Genomic DNA, 19,129 nt, shown 5'->3' on the forward strand with positions numbered 1-19,129 from the left:
GTGGAGATCCGGGCACGCTGGGGTATGAACAGGCAACGGGTGAGAGCGTTGTTGCCTAACCGTCCCTTCGCTGGCATGACCCAGATCAGGTTCAAAGGGTTCGGCTTGCGCCATCTCAGCCCGTAACAGGACACCCCTCGGAGCTGCTTGTTATACGACATTTGTTTTTTGATTACAATCGCCGGGCGGCGCGGCGGCAATCGGTTCGTTTAGTGCGATCGGGGGTGATTTTGCTGGCGCAGAGCGCGCGATTTTTGTCACTGTAGGCCCATGTTTTGCCTCTGAGGATGATGCCCGATGAAAAAGATTGGTTTTCTCTCGTTTGGCCACTGGTCGCCTTCCGCCCAGTCCGGCACCCGTTCCGCGGCGGATGCGCTGCTGCAGTCCATCGATCTGGCGGTCGCCGCCGAAGATCTGGGGGCAGACGGCGCCTATTTTCGCGTGCACCACTTCGCGCGCCAGCTGGGATCGCCGTTCCCGCTGTTGGCCGCCATCGGCGCCAAAACCCAACGCATCGAGATCGGCACCGGCGTGATCGACATGCGCTATGAAAATCCGCTGTACATGGTGGAGGACGCTGGCGCGGCGGATCTGATCGCCGGCGGGCGGCTGCAGCTCGGCATCAGCCGCGGCTCGCCGGAGCAGGTGATCGACGGCTGGCGCTATTTCGGCTATGCCCCGGCCGACGGCGAAACCGATGCGGACATGGCCCGCCGCCATACCGAAGTGTTCCTGGAAGCGCTGCGCGGCGAAGGGTTCGCCGAGCCCAATCCGCAGCCGATGTTCCCGAATCCGCCCGGGCTGCTGCGGCCGGAACCGTTTTCCGCCGGGCTGCGCGACCGCATCTGGTGGGGCGCCGGCTCCAATGCCACCGCCGTCTGGGCGGCGAAGCTCGGCATGCACCTGCAAAGCTCGACGCTCAAGAACGACGAGACCGGCGAACCCTTCCACATCCAGCAAGCCAAGCAGATCCGCGCCTACCGCGCCGCCTGGCAAGAGGCCGGCCACACGCATGAGCCGCGGGTTTCCGTGAGCCGTAGCATCTTCGCGCTGGTGGATCAGCGGGATCGCAACTACTTCGGCGGCAGCGGTAAGGAAGGCGACCAACTGGGGTATATCGATGCGCAAACCCGGGCGATCTTTGGCCGCAGTTACGCCGCAGAACCTGACGCGTTGATCGAACAGCTGGCGCAGGACGAGGCCATCGCCGAAGCGGATACCTTGCTGCTGACCGTGCCTAACCAACTGGGCGTGGATTACAACGCCCACGTTATCGAATCGATTTTAACCCATGTCGCGCCGGCGCTCGGCTGGCGCTAAACGGAGGAGCTGCATGTCACGCATTTTCATTACCGGCTCGGTGGACGGGCTGGGCCGCGCCGCCGCGCAAACGCTGTTGGACGAAGGACATCAGGTGATTCTGCATGCGCGTGAGCCCGGCCGTCTGGACGCGGTGCGCGATCTGCTGGATCGCGGTGCACAGGCGACGATCGGCGATTTGTCCGATGTGCAGCAGATCCGGCAGCTCGCCGAGCAGGTCAATCGCCTCGGTCGCCCGGACGCGGTGATCCATAATGCCGGCATGTTCACCGGGCCGCAGGTGATGCCGGTGAACGTGATAGCGCCCTACCTGCTGACGGCCCTGATCGAACGCCCCAAGCGTATCGTCTACCTGAGCAGCAGTATGCACTTTGACGGCGTGGCGGAACTGAACGGCGTGGATTGGCTTGGCGGCGCCGCCGGTTCTTATTCGGACAGCAAACTGTTCGTCACCGCGCTGGCCGCCGCCGTGGCGCGCCTGTGGCCTGACGTGATCAGCAGCGCGGTCGATCCCGGCTGGGTGCCGACCAAAATGGGCGGCGCGGACGCGCCCGACGATCTGGCGCTGGGGCATGTGACGCAGGCGTGGCTGGTGAGCAGCGATGAACCGCAGGCCCTGGCGTCCGGCGGCTATTGGCACCATCAGCAGCGCCTCGAACCCCATGCAGCGGTACACGACGAGGCGTTTCAAACGGCGCTGCTGGCGCAATTGGCGCGCGCCGGCGGGGTGAGCTTGCCGCAGGTTTGAATGGCTATTCCTTCCAGGCCCGTCGAGGTTATCGGCGGGCTTTTTTATGCCCGCAGGGTGAACCCGCGGCGCTTTTCTTATACAGTGGTTGTCTGGCCTGTTTTGCTCTTTCTTGTAATTATCGCCATGCATACATTCCTGATTATCGTCCCTGAAGGGGGCATGCTGTTCGAAGCGGCGGGCATCGCCGATATCCTGATGCAGGCTAGTCGCCTGAGTTCCGCCGAGACGCCGCTGTATCAGATCGCGGTCGCCACTACGCAATCTCACCGGGTGGTGCACGGCCTGTCCGGGCTGAGCCTGTTGGCTGACCATCGCCTGGCGGATCTCGATCCGGCCCTGCCGCGCGATACCGTCATTGTTGCCGGCAAGGGGGCAACCGAAGAAGAGGGCGCCCTGGTGGCGGATTGGCTGCGCCGCGCGGCGCCGCAGACGCGCCGTATCGCTTCGGTTTGCGGCGGGGCTCTGCTGCTGGCCGAGGCCGGGTTGCTGGACGGGCGGCGGGCGACCACTCACTGGCGGCTGGCGGAAACGCTGCAGGCGCGCTTCCCGCGGGTGCAGGTTGAAAACGGCCCGATCTACGTGCAGGACGGGCCGATTTGGACCTCCGGCGGCGTCAGTTCCGGCTTCGATCTGACGCTGGCGCTGGTGGAGGATGATTACGGCTTCGTGCAGGCGCGCGAAGTGGCGCAGGATCTGGTGATGTTTCTGCGCCGCCCCGGCGGGCAGGCGCAGTTCAGCCGCTACCCGCTCAACCAGGCCAAATCGCCGGGCCCGATCCGCGACCTGCAGTCCTGGATCCTGGAAAACCTCGCCGACGATCTCAGCGTCGATCGGTTGGCCGAACGCGTGGCGATGAGCCCGCGCAACTTTACCCGCGTATTCACCCGCGAGACGGGCATTTCTCCCGCCAAATTCGTCGAAGAAGGCCGGTTGCATACCGCCAGGCAGCGCCTGGAGCAGAGTGCGCAAGGCATCGAGCAGATCGCCCTGGCCACCGGCTTTGGCAACGGCCTTAACCTGCGGCGGGTGTTTGAACGCAAACTGCAGCTGACCCCGAGCGAATACCGCGAACGCTTTCACGCGCGCAATTTGGCGTAAATTGATCGGTAAACGTCATTTACGCCGCCTCGGGGCAGGGCTAGAGTTGAGGCAAAGCCCAAAACGAGGAGTGCATCATGGTGAGAGTAGGCATTAATGGATTTGGCAGGATCGGACGCAACGTGCTGCGCGCGGCGCTGGGGCGCAGCGATTTTGAAGTGGTGGCGATCAACGATCTGACGGACAGCAAAACGCTGGCGCACCTGCTGAAATACGACACGCTTTCCGGCACGCTGGCGGCCAGGGTGGAAGCCGGCGACAACCAACTGCTGCTGGACGGCCGGCCGATTCAGGTGTTTTCGCAGCGCGACCCCGCCGAGATCCCCTGGAGCAGCGTGGGCGTTGACGTGGTGATCGAAGCGACGGGCTTCTTTACCGACAAGGCCAAGGCGGAAGTGCACATCACGCACGGCGGCGCCAAGCGGGTGATTATCTCGGCGCCGGCCAAGAACGACGACATCACCATCGTCATGGGGGTTAACGACCAGCTCTACGATCCGGCGCTGCATAAAGTGGTCAGCAACGGCAGCTGCACCACTAACGGGCTGGCGCCCGCCGCGCAGGTGCTGCATCAGGCGTTCGGCATCGAATACGGGCTGATGAACACTACTCACGCCTATACCAACAGCCAGGCGCTGCACGATCAGCCGGAAAAAGATCTGCGCGGCGCGCGGGCGGCGGCGGAATCGATCGTGCCTTATTCCAGCGGCGCGGCCAAGGCGCTCGGCAAGGTGATCCCGGATCTCGACGGCAGGTTGACCGGTTACTCGCTGCGGGTGCCGGTGCCGGTCGTCTCGATCGTCGATCTGACGGTGACGTTGAAACGCCCGGCGACGGTGGAAGAGATTAACGCCGCTTTCCGCGCGGCGGCGGCATCCGGCCCGCTGAAAGGGATCCTGGGCTACAGCGATGAACCGCTGGTGTCGAGCGACTACCGGGGTGATGCGCGTTCGTCGATCATCGACGGGCTGTCCACGCTGGTGATCGGCGGCAATCTGGTGAAAGTGCTCGCCTGGTATGACAACGAATGGGGCTTCTCCAATCGGTTGGTCGATCTGGCGCTGCTGATGGAAAAACGCGGGCTGTAAACGCCCCATAGCAAAAAGCCCGCTTAAGTTTCCTTAAGCGGGCTTCTCTAAATATGGCTCCTCTGACTGGACTCGAACCAGTGACATACGGATTAACAGTCCGCCGTTCTACCGACTGAACTACAGAGGAATCGTGTGAACGGGGCGCATGATATCCAGCGGCCCCGGGTGTGTCAACGCTAAATTGCCCCAGGCGGTGCGACTGCTCGGTATCTGAGCAATAAGCCCGTCAATCAGCCCATTGCGCGTCGTTTTCCACCTGGCCGCGCAACAGGCGCGCCAGCGGATCCTGGCGGTAGAAGCGGCAAAAGTGCTGATACAGCGCCGGGAAGCGTTCGGCCAGCAGCTCGGGAGCGCTGAAGAAATACTCCGACAGCACGGCGAAGCACTCGGCCGCATCGGTGGCGGCATAGGCATCCATGCTGGCGGCCTCTTCACCGACCATGTCGATCTCGTCCTGCAGGCTTTCCATCGCGGCGTGCAGATCATGTTCCCAGGCGGCCACCTCGCGCAGCGGGATCGGCGGCACGCCGGTGGCGACGCCGCCGTTGCGCATATCCAGCTTGTGCACCGCTTCGTGGATCACCAGATTGAAACCAGAGAGATCGAAAGAGTCCTGCACGTCTTGCCAGTTGAGCACGATCGGCCCCTGTTCCCAGCTTTGGCCAGACTGCACCACTGGCCCCGAGTGCACCAGGCCGATCTCGTCCTGCCATTCGTCTTCCACCACGAACGGGGTGGGGTAGAGCAGAATTTCGTTGAAGCCGTCGAGGCACTCCGCGCCGAGTTCCAGCACCGGCAAGGCGAACAGCAGGGCGATGCGCGCCTGCATTTGCGAGGTGAGCTGCAGCCCCTGCAGCGGCACGATGCGCTTTTGCTGCAAGATCTGCCCGGCAACGGCCACCAGCCGCTGCTGCTCCTGCTCATTCAGCGGCGAGAGCAGCGGGATCGCCAACGCGTCCTGCCACTGGGCCTGAGTGTCTGCCTGGGGTTGAGAGGGTTGAGTCGCTTTCCACGGCCATTTAATCATCAGGTTGCTCGTAAAGTCGTCACTTGAACGTTCAGCGGTGTGCTAATGCTGTAAAAATGCCGTAAAAGCGGGCATGATAGCAAGCGTTGTTAGGAGAGATGCCGGAGCGGCTGAACGGACCAGTCTCGAAAACTGGAGTAGGGGCAACTCTACCGGGGGTTCAAATCCCCCTCTCTCCGCCACTAAATTTGATTATCACATTGAGTTAAATGATTTTTTATCATTTAACCATCTTCCAGTATGCCATTCATGACTAGCTTGCTTTGATTCCTTCTGGACTCTATTAGACAACTTTCTGCAGAACACAGTATCACTTAGCCAGCATATTCGGGTAGTGCTTTGCGACTATTGTGAACCAAGCCGTGGCGTTTGAAAATGATGTGCGCCGTTCCTTTCTGAAGGTACCTGATTGCGAACATATCATCCTCATAGTAGGTACTGCTCCTTTTGAATGGATATGATCGCCAAGACGGCGAGTAGCATCTTCGCGATTGTCCGGGATCGGTTTGCTATCAAGCAATATCAGCATGCGTTCAAGCGGAGCTCGTCGCCAGGTAGGACGCGTATCCGGGGACTGACGACCGTCGGCCGCCGCAGTGCGTGCGCCAGCAGAGCCCCGACTCTGGTTCCATGCTTGGCGTATTAAGTCACCTGTTTCAGGTTGAGGTGAGAATATCACCTTTAATTAGGTGGCCAAATTTACTGTGCCACTACAATTCCTCGGCCTCTTTGGCCAAACGGCACGCTATCATCACCGGTACAAAGTCTTTTCTGACTTTGTTCAGTGCTGTGCGATAGCGATACACAACCGCTTTTGTCCGGGTGAAGAGTTGGAGCAATCATACATGGCGATCATCAAAAGTTATGAGCGTGAGGATGTCGAGCGTCTGGTGCCTAGTACGAATAGCATTGACCGCTGAACCTTGTGACTTTTGTCCACTCCTTCCTGCATAAGCTCTCTTAAGGTTCTTAGACCCCATGTTAAGCAGACAGGATTGTCTCATGATAGAACAGATGCGCATTAATGGCGCGCACATTCTAGATATTGCGCACAGTGCGGTGAAGCCTTAGCACGCCTGCAGAGTTGACTGCACCCGTGCGGTGGCACATGAAACAGCTTTTATCTTTCATGCCTCACGTCGACCAGCGATTGAATGAACACGTCTGGAAGCCGAAATCATCTTCCGCGAAATCGCTCTTTAGTTTTTTGATGAAGAGCCGCATAGGCCCTTCATCACGAGCAAACCTTACTGAGGAATAATAAAACGGCTAACCGACTGTAATTTTTCGATGGTCTCTTCCAGTTCCCTGTCAGGCAATGATTGGTCAATAATCCCCGCACCAGCCTGTAAGGCCACTCCACGACCATGCTGATAAAGCGAGCGCAGCACCAGCGCCGCATCTTTTTCACCCTGGCTATTGACCATGAACACGCTGCCGCTATAGGCACCGCGTGAGACCGGTTCCAGCCGCTGAATCGCTTCTATCGCCGGGCGCTTAGGTATCCCCGAAGCGGTTACTGCGGGAAACAGTGCGCCAAAGGCATCCCAGGCATCGAACTCTTTGCGAAGTTGTCCTTTTACCCGAGAGGCCAGATGCTGCACACTGCCGCGCAGTGAGACATGCATAAAATCACTGACGTGGGTTGAATGGCGCTCACATAGGGGGATCAGTTCTTCAATGGCGAGCTTGACGGACACCGCATGCTCAGCAATTTCTTTCGTATCGTTACTGAGCACTTCGCGCAATCGCCGATTTTCGGCCTCGTCAGCGGTAAGTGCTCGCGTGCCGGCCAGTGGTTGAGTGCTGACCGCGCCAGAGCCGGAGACTTCAACCACCGTCTCAGGGCTAAATCCAATGAAGTGATCGTCGTTCAATCGGGCAACAAACGAACGCGCCGGGGTATTGAATCGGCGGCCAACGTGATAGCTGGCCAATAAATCGACTGGATCGGCAAGGGTTATTCGACGAGAAAGGATAATTTTCTGATATTCACCGCGCTGAATTTCTTCCACGGCCAGGGCAACGCGCTGGCAATAGTCGTGCGCATCCTGTTCGTGAATCTGTTTGGCGATTGAAGCTTGCCATTGAACATCAGGTTCTGGAAACACTGCAACACGATCCGCCGCCTGAACACGTTTCATCAGTTGCGATAAATCCTGATCAGAAGACGCGATCAGTTGTGCTTCCCCCGGCTTTAATTTGATTTGCACGCGCGGGATAAAGAGGGTCAACAGGGGAGTTGCCTCAGGCAAGTGTTTTGGCCGCACATCGTGTATCAGGTGTGAAAACTCGAAATGGCTCACACCATAAGCCTGCCAGTCGCTAAAGGGTATCGCATCCAGCGCCTGTTGCAGATTTGTCTGCCAGCTGCCACCTTGCCAGCTTTTTTCCACGGCGTTGGGCAGGGTAAGTTCAGCACGTTCAACATACAGTGAGATTTTTACCTGACTGCCTATTCCAATATCCCAGCATCCGTCGCGCTCATAGGCAATGTGACAATCAGATTCGTTCTTCAGCAAGTGGTAAATGACATCGAGCGGGTCAGCCTGCAGGATGAGGGTATGCCTGGACTCGCTGCTGTCCAGGGCAAGCGCGGCAATATTCGCCAACTGACGCTTATCGATCTTGCCAACGGCGGTTAATGGCCAACGCTTAACGGGCAATAACTGGTCAGGCAGTTTATTATTGCTGACGCCTTGTTGCTGCAGGTAGCCACGTAAACCAGCCAGCGTCAGGTGGGTATCACCCGGTAAACAGACACAGATACGTTCACCCAGGCGTGCATCCTCAACACCAATTACGACGCAGCTTGCCACATCAGGGTGATTAGCGATAAACGACTCAATCTCTGCGCAACCCATCTTCTCACCGGCACGATTAATTTGCTCTTTGAGCCGACCTTCCACGACGAAGTTGCCCCCATCGGTCAGGCGCACCAGGTCACCAGAACGGTAAAAATGATCCGGTGTGAACGCCTGCAGATTTTGCGCTTCAGCGCGATAATAGCCGCCGATAGTATAGGGGCCGCGGGTCAGCAGTTCGCCGGAGGCCTCGGTTCCTACGGGCAATCCATCCTGATCCACCACTCTTATTTGGTCCGCATCTGAAATCGGCCGACCCTGAGTGTGTAAAATCACGTCATCGCTATCATCAAGCCGCGTGCAACAAATCAGTCCCTCAGCCATACCGAAAACTTGCTGGAGCTGACAGTCAAAGGCGGGTTTGACTTTTGTTGCCAGTTGACTATCCAACCGCGCTCCCCCTACCTGAATGAACTGCAAGCTGGAGAGGTCGCTTTCGTCCCATGCCCGACACTCCAGCCACAGGGTGACAAGCGGTGGCACCAGTGCAGTGAAAGTGACTTTCTCCTGCTCAATGAGAGGGAACACTTCATCGCAGCCTGATGTTTGCGCCAGCACCACTTTGCCGCCTGAGAATAGCGTGCCCAGCACTCCCGGGCAGGAGAGGGTGAAGTTGTGTGCCACAGCCAACGTCGCCAGATACACACTTTGGCTGGAAAGCTGGCAGATCTCCGCCATGCGACGTGCGTTGTAAAAGTAATCGGCGTGCGTGCGTGGTATCAATTTGGGCGTACCGGTGCTGCCACCAGAAAGGAGGAGGAGAGCAATATCTTCAGCATGCGGTGCAGGTAAAGGCCGGGGCTCGGACTGGAACGCTGTCATCAGTGAGTCCGCATCGTCATGGATATTCACCTGCCAGCGCTGCATACCGGGATGTTTAACCGCCATATCCGATGCCAATGTTTGATAGTCATGCCCAAGGTAGCGCTGAGGATAAAACCAGGCTTTGGGTTCTGCCAGTTGGCTCAAGGCATCAATGTCTGCCGCTTTCTGGCCGGGCATGGCTAGAATTGGGCGTGCGCCGAGACGGAACAGAGCGAACAGCGTGGCTACGAGGCCAATACAGTTTGGCAACTGCAGCAACACATTATCTTGTGAGCGAATCCCACGCGCGGCTAATCCCGCAGCAAGTCTATCGGCCAGATTATCCAGCCCGGCGTAACTCAGACGTTGCTTTCCTGCCACCAGCGCGATGCTGGTGGGTTGCCGAATTGCCCATTGGCGTAACTGTTCGCCCAGTGGTTGATCGACCCAATAGCCATTTTGTCGATAGTGTTCACGCTCATTGTCACTCCAGGCGCTATAACGTTGACGTTCGTTCATGATCGTTCTCCTTGCCGAAAAAGGATTGCCAGCCGCACTGGCCGGCAATGACATCAAAAGTCCCAGCTAAATTTGGCAATTACCTGACGGCCTGCTCCCCAGAAACAGCCCGTGTCGATGGAATAGCAGCCCGCGACAACTTTGCGGTCCAGCAGGTTTTGTGCTGTCAGTTGCACTTTGCCACCGCGTAACGAAGGAGCGAGTTTGCCGAGCTCATAACGAATTGAAGCATCCATCAGGCCATAACCCCCGGTGTTAAACTGATTGTCCATGGTGCCGCCTTTGGTGCCGCCGCTGAAACGCCCCCCCACAGCGACGCCTAAACCCTCAACCTCTGTGCCTGCTGGAGCCTGCCAGTCCAGCCACAGCGCACCAAATGTACGTGGCACGCGCAACGGGGTTTTGCCTTCGCGGCCTTGTGTGTCCTGGGTGTATTTCACCTGTTGCAGGGTGTAGCTGCCGATCACGCTAAATTGATCGGTTAGGGCGCCTTTGGCTTCCAGTTCCAGCCCGCGTGCACGAATTTTTCCGCCCTGAGTCTGGAAAGCGGAATTCGCCGGGTCAGTGCTCAGGCTCTTGTCCTGTGTCAGGTTGTACACAGCGGCAGAAAGCAGGGTCGTGGTGCCCGGTGGCTGATACTTCACGCCAAACTCATAGAGTTCGCCGCGACTGGGTTTAAAGGGTTGTTGATCGCGAGAAAGACCGGCAATCGGCTGGAAAGATTGCGCCCAGGTGAAATAAGGCGAGATGCCATTGTTAAACAGATAATTCAGGCCGACGCGTCCCGTGGTGGCCTGATCGTGCTGCTCGTAATTCTGGCCGTAGAGAAAATCTTTGTTGATGATTTTGCTCCAGTCGTGGCGGATACCCAGCGTGGTACGCCACTGCTGCCAGGCAATTTGATCCTGCAGATAGACGCCTGTTTGTGTGGATGAGACGCGGCTATCTTGCCACAGTGCGGTTGGGCCAAATTCGGCGACACCATAGTCAGGATGATAAATATCCAGAGATGACACGCTGCCGCTACCGTAGTTAGCATGGCCGCGCATATGGTCAACGCTCACACCCGTCAGTAACTCATGACTCAAGGCGCCGGTATCGAAAAAGCCATGGATCTGATTATCAAAATTGAGCGTGTTGTAATGCTCGTCAGAGACAGCGGTGTTGCGGCTAATGGTGCGCATATCGTCGTTCAGACCTGACATGATCACCGCATCATAGTTGGACGTTTCGCCGAAATAGCGACCTTTCAAGACCGTGGACCAGTCTTCGCTGAAACTATGGGTGTAGCTGTAGCCCACCGTTGATTGCTTACGACTAAAGGTGTTGTGGTTTGGCTCACCAGGGTAAGTATCCAGCGGCAGTTTGCCATTTGGATTGGTGAACACCGTGCCATAGGCAGGCAGAGAAGTGATCACCCCTAAATCCGGATCGTACTGAAAGCGTGAGTAAAGCGTCAGACTGTTGTCATCGTCAGGATTAAAGGTGATGGAGGGGGCCAGCGCATAGCCTTTGAGTTTCGTGCCTTGCTGCATGCCGTCGGCGAGATGGCCGGTAGCGACGAAGCGGTAGAGTACGCTTCCGCTGTCATTCACTGCCCCACCAAAGTCCAGGCCGACCCGTCCGTAATTCTGCGTGCCACCTTCAACTTCCACATGACGAATCGTTTCATGCGTCGGCAATTTGCTGGTGAGCGCAATAACACCGCCGGGATTTGACAATCCATACAGCACGGAAGCGGGGCCGCGTAAGACATCGATCTGTTCCAGAAGGAAAGGGTCGGCCTGCTGCACGCCAAAGAGCAGGCCATTGGTATTACGTAAACCATCCTGAAACACATCGGAATAGCCAGTGTCGCTGTAATTAAACCCGCGAATAGTGAACTGATCAAATGCGGTTACGCCGCCCCATTGCTCGGCCGCTACGCCTGGGGTGTAGCGCAGTGCTTCGTTCAGGCTGCGTGAGTTTTGGTCATTCATCTGCTGACGGGTGATCACTGACACCGATTGCGGCGTTTCCACCAGCGGTGTCGTGGTTTTAGTTGCGCTGCTGCTTTCTTTTGCCGAAAGCCGGCTGCCATGTGATTCCTCACCTTGTGCGATGACCGTTATTGTTGAACTGTTCTGCTGCGGCTGCGGCTGCGGCTGCGCCCAGGCACTTTGCAGCGCGAGGGTGAGTAAAGAAAGTGAAAGGCCCGTTACTGTGCGTTGTGTGATTTTTTTTCCTGCCAAATACGAAGCGGTGCGTTCCATAACAATCCTCTGCCTGATAAAAATCAAAAGGTTTTCTTAATGCTTTTTTTGAGAATGATTATCAATAGCGTTGATTACCATGTAATGATATAACATATGATATGATCATTAATGAAGCGGAAATTTAATGATTTCGTTAAGGGAGATGCGGGGATATGAACCAGGGTTTAACCAGACGAACGCTGATAAAAACAATGGGTATTGGCGCGGGCATCGCGCTCAGTAATGGATTTTTACCGCTGGCATGGGCGGATGAACCCAAGCCGCAGCGAGGGGGAACACTGCGTGCTGCGTTCGCAGGTTCCAGCAGTGATTCTACCGATGTGTTGCGATCCACCAACAGTAATATCGACTATGTACGTGCACGCTTAGTGTGGGATTCATTAGCGGAAGTAGACAACCAACGTATCGTATGGCGCCTAATGGAATCTGCAGATCCTAATCACGATGCGACACGCTGGACCGTAAAACTTCGGCAGGGCGTCACATTCAGTGATGGTCGTCAACTCACCAGCAAAGATGTGATGTTCAGCCTGCGTACCTGGATGAACCAGCCGGGTAGCCAAAGTGGCTGGCTGAAGCCGCTCGACCTGACGGCATCACGTCTTGAGGACGATTACACACTGACATTGCAGTTGCACAAACCGGTGGGTTCATTTGATTTATTACTGGCGCAGTCAATCTTTATTTTTCCAGAAAATACGCAGGACTTTACTGTGGCAGTGGGGAGTGGGCCTTACACACTCAAATCCTGGTCACAGGATAAAAGTGTGCTGCAGGCGCGTTCAGACTATTGGGATGCGGCAAACGGTGGTCCCTGGCTGGATGAGATTCAGCTCTACAGCGTCGGTGACACCACTGCGCGTCTCAACGGTTTGAAAACGGGGCAGTTTGATTATGTGGGGGGGATGGCGCTACTCACCGCGCGATCAGAGCAAGCTAATCCGGCTGTGAAACTGTGGCACTCCCCGAAATCGGAGATGAGCAATCTGGCATTCAGTATGAATCTCGGTAAGGCGCCCTTTAATCACGCCGCGGTTGTCGAAGCGCTGAAATATGCGATTGACCGGGAAACGATGGTGCGCGCAGTGACCATGGGATTAGGCGAAGTCGCGAATGATGCCCTGGGCGCGGGGCAACCGTGGTTCAATGGGGAACTGCCGACCCGCCATTACGATCCTGAACGTGCCCGTGCGCTGCTGCAGAAGGCAGGTATACCCTCTGTTGCCGCAAAGATACGCACCAGCGACTACGAATACGGTACGGCCGAAAGCGCTACATTACTGTTACGCCAGGTAAAAGGGACGGGATTTGATCTGCAACTGGACCGCGTTCCCGCTGCCGATTACTACAGCGATTTTAACCTGCTGCTGAATACGCCATTACAAACCAATCTTTATCGCCCGATGCCGCTGCCCGTTGCGTTGCCATTCTATTATGGCCATGCGGCTCCATGGTCATTCACCGGCCCGGCTACGCCGCAACTTGACGCTCTGATGAATGCGATGCAGGCGGCACGCGGTGATGCGTTACGCCTGCGTGTTGCTGATGTCCAGCACTACCTGTGGCAGCAGGGCGGTGACGCGATCTTTGCAAGAATTCCGTCTATTGCCGCTTCTGCACCCGGTGTGTTTGGCGTCAAAGCGGCTGGCTTCTTTGACTATCCGCTGCTGCGTGATGCTTGGCTGCGTTCAGCATGAAGTGTCAGGTTTTAATTAAACGCCTGCTATGGCGTGCATCGCAGGCGGTTTTCACCTTGTGGCTTCTTTCGGTGATGATCTTTTGTGCCATGTCGCTGGTTAAAGGTGATGCTGCCAGCCAGCGTCTGGCGGGGACGGGGAGCCGCGAGCAGGTGACGGCGTTACGCGCGCAGCTGGGTCTTGATCAGCCTTTAGCTGCACGCTATCTGCAGTGGGCCAAGGGTGTCATGCACGGTGACTGGGGGACCAGCTACTTAAACGGGCGATCCGTAAGTACGCTCATTCGCGAGCGCGGGGGGGGCTCACTGGCGTTAGGGGCCAGCGCCAGCGTGTTGCTGGTGGTGATCGCCCTGGGCTTAGGCGTCTATTGTGGGCTGCATCCAGGCAGTGTCATCGACAGGGGCATCAGTCTGCTTTCCCTGGGATTCGTGGCGTTACCGGAATTTGTGACAGGCACGCTGTTGGTGATGGTGTTTTCGTTAACGCTTCACTGGCTGCCTGCGCTTTCGCTTCTCTCCCCGGGCCAATCGTTGTGGTCACAGTGGCCACTGTTTATTTTGCCAATAATGACACTGCTCAGTGTCGCGTTAGCGCAGAACATCAAATTGGTCCGCCTTGGCGTTATGCGTGCTTCTCAGTCTCCAGCCTGTGAATGCGCCCGGTTGAATGGAATTGCGGAATACCGCGTGGTATTGCACTGGATCCTGCCCGAAGCATTAGGCCACTGTTTACCGATCCTGGCACGTTACATCACCTATCTGTTTGCTGGCGCACTGGTTGCAGAAACACTGTTTGGCTGGCCAGGCCTGGCAGCGTCGCTCCTCAATGCCACGCTATCGCGTGATACGCCGGTGGTGATGGGCATCTCGATGGTGTTGTGTACACTGACGGTGTTACTGAATCTCCTCGCGGATAGCTTGACCGCGCTGCTTAACCCCGCAGCTTTCCGGGGAGGGCGCGATGCGTAAACGGCCGTATGCAGGATTCGTTTTCTTCAGCCTGATGGCATTCATCAGTCTTATCGGCCCCTGGCTGGCACCTTATGCGATCGATGAGATACGTGATATGCCCTTTGCTGCGCCAAATTCAACGGCGTGGATGGGGACAGATTATCTCGGCGCAGACGTTTTCAGCCGCCTGCTCAGCGGCGGTCAACAACTCTTATTGCTGGCCTGCCTGAGCGTATTACTGGCCTGGCTGATTGGCGGACTGGTGGGGATGCTTGCGGCGCTGAAAGGACGCTGGATTGAACGGATGTTGTTGGTGCTGGCTGACATCCTGCTCAGTATTCCGGGGCTGCTGTTACTGACACTGGTGGTCACCGTTAGCGGGCGCGGTTATACGGCCGCAGTGGTTGCGGCGATATTGGTGATGGTGCCCGATATCTTCCGTCTGGTTCGTGCCGCGACGTTGCAACAATTACAGCAAGATTACGTCGACATGGCGCGCTGTCGGGGGGAGTCACTGGCAGCGATTCTCTGTCGGGAGATCATGCCTAACCTGTTACCCCTGCTCAGTGCAGATATTGGCCTTCGCCTGCTGGCAGCCATTTTTATTTTGGCCACCGCCAGTTTCCTTGGGCTAGCTGCGCAACAACCCCTGGCTGACTGGGGGCTGATGATCATGGAGAACCGTCAGGGGCTATCGTTTCAACCTTGGGCAACCCTTGCGCCGATCTTTGCCATCCTGCTGCTGCTTATTCCTCTGAACCTGAGTCTGGATGGGTTGTTTGTTTCTTCGCGCAGAAGAAACGCGCCCCAGGCGGCCTCGTTTTCGCACGCACAAAGCATTGCTGATAGCAGGTTGAATATTCAACAGCTTAGCGTGAAACTTCCTGAGCAGACGTTGATCAACACCGTTTCGCTGCAGATAAAAAGTGGTGAAATTGTGGCGCTGGTCGGTACTTCAGGCAGTGGTAAAAGCACTTTGCTGCGTGCGGCACTGGGCCACTTTCCCGACACCACAACTGCCATTCGCGGTGAGGTATGGCTGGCGGGGCAGCCGCTCTTTTCAATCAATGCCCGAGCATTGCGAAAGCTGCGTGCCCGGCACGTTGGCTTTGTACCGCAAGATCCCCGTCTGAGCATGGTTCCTTCGCAAACCCTGGGCGCGTTTTTACGACGGATGGCCGCGCGTTGCGGACTCACAGATGCTCAACGCGATCGGCAAGTGACGTCTCATTTCCGTCAACTGGGGCTGCCCGATGATGCGGCTTTTTTGCGGCGCTATCCCCATCAAATCTCTGGCGGACAACGGCAACGCGTGATGGCAGTGGCCGCCATGCTTGGCTATCCTGGTTTGCTACTGATGGATGAGCCGACCAGCGCTCTGGATGGATTGAGTACCCAGGCGGTGATGCACTGGATCGCCTCCACTGCGCGCGCACATCAGATGAGCGTACTGTTTGTCGCACACGATTTACCGCAGGCGAGTCAGATAGCCGACCGGATTCTGGTGATGTCAGCGGGGGAGGTGGTTGAACAGCAATCCACTCAGGCATTTTTGCGTACGCCAGGCACCCAGGCCGGCCAGAGCCTGCTTAATGCCTGGTTGCCTTGCGCCCTCCCTGAGCAACAAGCCTCCTCCGCTCAGGTCGTCCTGAGTGCTGAGGCCGTCGGGGCTGCTTATGGCGGACGCACGACGCTGACTTCATTACAGTTTTCCCTGAGACGCGGTGAGACGCTGACCGTTGCGGGCCGATCCGGCGGCGGTAAAACCACTCTTATGCGTATCCTGGCAGGTTTACAACCTGATGCCGGCGGCACCTTAAGCCTGCATAACATGCCGCTGTCTCTCAGCATTCATCAACGCAGCCCGTCGCAAAAATGGCAGTTGCAATATGTCGCACAGAATCCTGCCAGCTCCCTGAATGCGTTCTATAGCGTGCGTGCGCTGCTGCGCCGTCCTCTGCGTCTCAGCGATCCCACATTAAGTGCTGAACAGTGTGAACAGAGGGTCATCAGCGTGATGGCGCAGGTCGGGCTTGAACCCCATTTGCTTGCTCGCAAACCGTCGCAACTCTCCGGCGGTCAGCAGCAGCGTGTGGCATTGGCAAGAGCGTTAATTACCCGCCCTGACGTGTTGTTGTGTGATGAAGTGACCAGCGCCGTAGATGGGCCGACGCGTATGGAGCTGGTCCTGCTTTTGCAACAATTGCAACAGCAGCAGGGGATCGCTCTGTTAATGGTCACTCATGACTTGACCCTTCCTGTACAGTTGGGCGGTTCACTCATGGTGATCGAGCACGGGCGGGTTGTCGAACAGGGGCGCGTTTCCGAATTGCTTGCACGTCCCACGCATTCAGTGACGTCCCAGCTCATTTCAGCAGCGCAACTCACAGAGGAGACAACGCGTTGACTTCCCCTTGGATACGAACATTAAGCGGATACATTAAGCCTGAGTTGCAACTGTTTTGTCTGCCGCATGCGGGAGGTAACGCTGGGCTCTATCGCAGCTGGCGTGAACATCTTCCGCCGGAAATTGAATTGAATGTGATCTGCTATCCCGGTCGTCTGGAGCGTTGGCAGCAACCCATTCCCCCGACGATGCCGGAGCTGGTGGGTGAAGTCTCGCGGGCTATTGCCCCGCATCTTGGCGAAAACTGGGCTATTTTCGGCCACAGTATGGGGGCCGTTGTCGCGCATGAAACGGTTCTGGCATTGAAATGCGATGATTTAGCTCCACCGCAGCTGTTGGCGGTGTCTGCCCGTGAGGCGCCACAGTTTCACCAGCCCGGCTCTTTGCATCAACAGGATGATGAAGCACTGTGCCATGAGTTACTGCGTTTGGACGGTACCGATCCCGTGTTGTTGACCCTACCCGAGATGCGCGAACTCATTTTGCCTACGATGCGGGCGGATTATGCATTGATTGAGCAGTGGCAGCTGAGTTCCAAACAGCTGCTGTCATGTCCCATCGCCGCCTTCATGGGCAGCGAAGATCCGGAACTTGATCAGCAGCAGGCGGAAGGATGGGCGAGCTGGACAACCGCCAGTTTCACTCTGGACTGTTTTTGCGGTGGTCATTTTTACTTCAGGGAACACCCACAGCCGCTTCTTTCACGATTACTGACACGCTTACGGGAGGTTCAGGCACTGTCCTGAGTCTGTTCCGGCTGTGGTTGTACCGGACGAATCAACCACAGTGCCGCCAGACCGGCGAGGACGCTTGCAACGGCGGCAACGCGGAATAAGAGGTTTAACCCATCTACCCATGCCTGTAAGGCCCGTTGCTGCAGTTCGGGCACTGCATTCAGCACATCAAACTGCGCGCTGCTGATGGCCTGAAGGACTGATGCAGGCTGACTGATACCTGAGGCACTTAGCAGGGAAAGCGGCAAAGCTTGCTGGATCACATGATTGAGTAACAGTCCAAACAACGCGATACCCACGGCGGTACCGAGCGGGAAGAACGTATTTGCAGTGCCCGATGCAGCACCGGCCTGACGTGCAGGAACAACACTAACAGCGAGGTCCATCAGATGCGGCATGGTCAAGCCAGCACCGATACCCAGCATCAACAGCAGCGGAAGGATCACCATCCAGTCGCTGTGGATTTGCACATGGCTACTGAGGGTCAGACCGAGAGCCACAATGAACATGCCAATCGCCAGCACTACGCGGACTGGAATCAGTCTTGAAAGCGGGCCACTTAATCCGGCGGCGACCACCATCGCCAGTGACTGGCTCAAAAGAATCAAACCGGTGTGCCACGCCGAATAGTGCAACAGGCCGCTCAGCCAAAGCGTAATAAACGGCAGTAAGCCAAAACTGAAAATGCGGCCTGCAAAGCTGAGCAGGATTGCCCCCAGGAACGTAGGGATGCGAAACAAACGTAAGTGCAGCAGGGCGCGATCGCCTCGCTGAGCCTCAATCCATAAAAACAATAAAGCCGAAGTGATGCCGATGAGCAGTGCGTGGTGGACAAAGGGGGCGGCATCAGATGAAAAGTTGAGTGCGGCGTAGTTCAGGCTAAACAGGCTGAGAGTGACGAAAACCGCGCCAGCGACATCGACAGGATAACGCGGTGCGAGTGCGGGTTTTTCATCAACATGGCGCAGGGTGAGGAAAATGATCAGTAATCCGACGGGGATGTTGATGGCAAATAGCCATGGCCAGCCGGCCCATTGGATCAGTATGCCGCCAATCAGGGGGCCAGTTGCTGCAGACACGGCTCCCCCTGCGGCAAATAATCCCACCGCGCTGGTGCGAACCTTGGGCGATTCCCCCTCACAGGCACTGGCAATCAGCGCCAGCGCAGTCCCCAGTACCATGGCACCGCCAGCGCCCTGGAGTACACGGGCAACGATCAGCGCATTGATGGTAGGTGCCAGGGCGCAGCCCAGTGAGGCCAAAACAAATAATCCGTTACCACACAAAAAGATCGGGCGCCGTCCCAGCCGGTCGGAGATGGCGCCAGCCAGCAGCAACAAGGCGGCAAAGCTCAGGGTATATCCATTAATTACCCACTGCAATTGTGCGAGATTAGTAAGGAATCCTTCACTTATTTTGGGTAGTGCGATGTTCACGACCGTGATGTCCAGCGTCATGATAGCAGCACTCAATGCCGCCACCAGCGTAGTCCATCTACGGTTTTTTACCTGTTTCTCATTCACTAACATGCCATTTCCCTTATTCCCATCCCATTAGTTACAAATTGTATAAAAAAACAATTCTGATAATGATTATCATTTATGCTTGAAGT

12 protein-coding genes, 2 tRNA genes, 2 pseudogenes and 1 riboswitch are annotated in these 19,129 nt (G+C 56.9%); of the genes and pseudogenes, 9 read left to right on the forward strand and 7 right to left on the reverse strand.

What is annotated here, in order from left to right; translation table 11 throughout:
- Positions 1-45 precede the first annotated feature (45 nt).
- Positions 46-148: riboswitch (TPP riboswitch) on the reverse strand.
- Positions 149-297: 149 nt separating this feature from the next.
- The 4 genes from ACJ8J5_RS02215 to gap all read left to right on the forward strand — a co-directional run bounded on the left by ACJ8J5_RS02215 (position 298) and on the right by gap (position 4,257).
- Positions 298-1,320: an LLM class flavin-dependent oxidoreductase gene (locus ACJ8J5_RS02215; protein ID WP_025303399.1), complete on the forward strand. Its 1,023-nt coding sequence runs from the start codon at positions 298-300 to the stop codon at positions 1,318-1,320.
- Between the two features lie 13 nt (positions 1,321-1,333).
- Positions 1,334-2,068 (forward strand): SDR family NAD(P)-dependent oxidoreductase, encoded by a 735-nt coding sequence (locus tag ACJ8J5_RS02220; RefSeq protein WP_043140014.1) that lies wholly within the window; start codon positions 1,334-1,336, stop codon positions 2,066-2,068.
- Between the two features lie 126 nt (positions 2,069-2,194).
- A complete protein-coding gene (locus tag ACJ8J5_RS02225) occupies positions 2,195-3,169 on the forward strand; it encodes a GlxA family transcriptional regulator (protein WP_173890076.1) in 975 nt (324 codons plus the stop codon).
- A 77-nt stretch (positions 3,170-3,246) separates the two neighbouring features.
- Positions 3,247-4,257 (forward strand): type I glyceraldehyde-3-phosphate dehydrogenase, encoded by a 1,011-nt coding sequence (gene gap, locus ACJ8J5_RS02230; RefSeq protein ID WP_025303396.1) that lies wholly within the window; start codon positions 3,247-3,249, stop codon positions 4,255-4,257.
- Positions 4,258-4,311: 54 nt separating this feature from the next.
- On the opposite strand, the gene ACJ8J5_RS02235 is transcribed toward gap, so the two are convergent.
- Both ACJ8J5_RS02235 and mtfA read right to left on the reverse strand, forming a co-directional pair.
- A tRNA-Asn gene (locus tag ACJ8J5_RS02235) sits at positions 4,312-4,387 on the reverse strand.
- Between the two features lie 99 nt (positions 4,388-4,486).
- Complete coding sequence (mtfA, locus tag ACJ8J5_RS02240) at positions 4,487-5,287, reverse strand: DgsA anti-repressor MtfA (RefSeq protein ID WP_025303395.1); 801 nt, start codon at positions 5,285-5,287, stop codon at positions 4,487-4,489.
- Positions 5,288-5,379: 92 nt separating this feature from the next.
- Between mtfA and ACJ8J5_RS02245 the strand changes: the two genes are divergently transcribed.
- A tRNA-Ser gene (locus ACJ8J5_RS02245) sits at positions 5,380-5,469 on the forward strand.
- A gap of 128 nt (positions 5,470-5,597) precedes the next feature.
- Here the strand turns inward: ACJ8J5_RS02245 and ACJ8J5_RS02250 are convergent.
- The 4 genes and pseudogenes from ACJ8J5_RS02250 to ACJ8J5_RS02265 form a co-directional block, all read right to left on the reverse strand.
- Positions 5,598-5,837, reverse strand: a pseudogene (locus tag ACJ8J5_RS02250) (DUF4942 domain-containing protein); the annotation flags it as partial.
- Positions 5,838-6,534: 697 nt separating this feature from the next.
- The gene (locus ACJ8J5_RS02255; protein ID WP_334273620.1) at positions 6,535-7,809 is read right to left on the reverse strand and encodes a salicylate synthase; all 1,275 of its coding nucleotides are present in this window, start codon (positions 7,807-7,809) and stop codon (positions 6,535-6,537) included.
- 60 nt (positions 7,810-7,869) lie between these two features.
- Positions 7,870-9,390, reverse strand: a pseudogene (locus tag ACJ8J5_RS02260) ((2,3-dihydroxybenzoyl)adenylate synthase); the annotation flags it as partial.
- Between the two features lie 137 nt (positions 9,391-9,527).
- Complete coding sequence (locus ACJ8J5_RS02265) at positions 9,528-11,726, reverse strand: TonB-dependent siderophore receptor (RefSeq protein ID WP_442520466.1); 2,199 nt, start codon at positions 11,724-11,726, stop codon at positions 9,528-9,530.
- Positions 11,727-11,881: 155 nt separating this feature from the next.
- Between ACJ8J5_RS02265 and ACJ8J5_RS02270 the strand changes: the two genes are divergently transcribed.
- The 4 genes from ACJ8J5_RS02270 to ACJ8J5_RS02285 are packed head-to-tail and all read left to right on the forward strand — an operon-like array spanning position 11,882 to position 17,529.
- Entirely contained in the window at positions 11,882-13,426 is a 1,545-nt protein-coding gene (locus ACJ8J5_RS02270) for an ABC transporter substrate-binding protein (protein WP_173890021.1), read from the forward strand.
- On the forward strand, positions 13,423-14,394 hold the full coding sequence (locus ACJ8J5_RS02275; protein ID WP_414104379.1) for an ABC transporter permease: 972 nt from the start codon (positions 13,423-13,425) through the stop codon (positions 14,392-14,394). The genes ACJ8J5_RS02270 and ACJ8J5_RS02275 overlap by 4 nt, the downstream gene beginning before the upstream one ends.
- Positions 14,387-16,783, forward strand: a complete 2,397-nt coding sequence (locus ACJ8J5_RS02280) for an ABC transporter ATP-binding protein/permease (RefSeq protein ID WP_173890016.1) — start codon at positions 14,387-14,389, stop codon at positions 16,781-16,783. The genes ACJ8J5_RS02275 and ACJ8J5_RS02280 overlap by 8 nt, the downstream gene beginning before the upstream one ends.
- A complete protein-coding gene (locus tag ACJ8J5_RS02285; RefSeq protein WP_173890014.1) occupies positions 16,780-17,529 on the forward strand; it encodes a thioesterase II family protein in 750 nt (249 codons plus the stop codon). The genes ACJ8J5_RS02280 and ACJ8J5_RS02285 overlap by 4 nt, the downstream gene beginning before the upstream one ends.
- Here ACJ8J5_RS02285 and ACJ8J5_RS02290 read toward each other — a convergent pair.
- Complete coding sequence (locus tag ACJ8J5_RS02290; protein ID WP_173890012.1) at positions 17,514-19,046, reverse strand: MFS transporter; 1,533 nt, start codon at positions 19,044-19,046, stop codon at positions 17,514-17,516. The genes ACJ8J5_RS02285 and ACJ8J5_RS02290 overlap by 16 nt on opposite strands.
- Between the last annotated feature and the right edge of the window lie 83 nt (positions 19,047-19,129).

This window comes from Serratia sp. CY43202 (assembly GCF_052168755.1).
In the GTDB taxonomy this organism is placed as follows: domain Bacteria; phylum Pseudomonadota; class Gammaproteobacteria; order Enterobacterales; family Enterobacteriaceae; genus Serratia; species Serratia bockelmannii.

Bases quoted from the DNA above. Each gene is read 5' to 3' on its own strand.
- ACJ8J5_RS02215 (WP_025303399.1), top strand. From the start codon at position 298: ATGAAAAAGATTGGTTTTCTCTCGTTTGGCCACTGGTCGCCTTCCGCC.
- ACJ8J5_RS02220 (WP_043140014.1), top strand. From the start codon at position 1,334: ATGTCACGCATTTTCATTACCGGCTCGGTGGACGGGCTGGGCCGCGCC.
- ACJ8J5_RS02225 (WP_173890076.1), top strand. From the start codon at position 2,195: ATGCATACATTCCTGATTATCGTCCCTGAAGGGGGCATGCTGTTCGAA.
- gap (WP_025303396.1), top strand. From the start codon at position 3,247: ATGGTGAGAGTAGGCATTAATGGATTTGGCAGGATCGGACGCAACGTG.
- mtfA (WP_025303395.1), bottom strand. From the start codon at position 5,287: ATGATTAAATGGCCGTGGAAAGCGACTCAACCCTCTCAACCCCAGGCA.
- ACJ8J5_RS02265 (WP_442520466.1), bottom strand. From the start codon at position 11,726: ATGGAACGCACCGCTTCGTATTTGGCAGGAAAAAAAATCACACAACGC.
- ACJ8J5_RS02270 (WP_173890021.1), top strand. From the start codon at position 11,882: ATGAACCAGGGTTTAACCAGACGAACGCTGATAAAAACAATGGGTATT.
- ACJ8J5_RS02275 (WP_414104379.1), top strand. From the start codon at position 13,423: ATGAAGTGTCAGGTTTTAATTAAACGCCTGCTATGGCGTGCATCGCAG.
- ACJ8J5_RS02280 (WP_173890016.1), top strand. From the start codon at position 14,387: ATGCGTAAACGGCCGTATGCAGGATTCGTTTTCTTCAGCCTGATGGCA.
- ACJ8J5_RS02290 (WP_173890012.1), bottom strand. From the start codon at position 19,046: ATGTTAGTGAATGAGAAACAGGTAAAAAACCGTAGATGGACTACGCTG.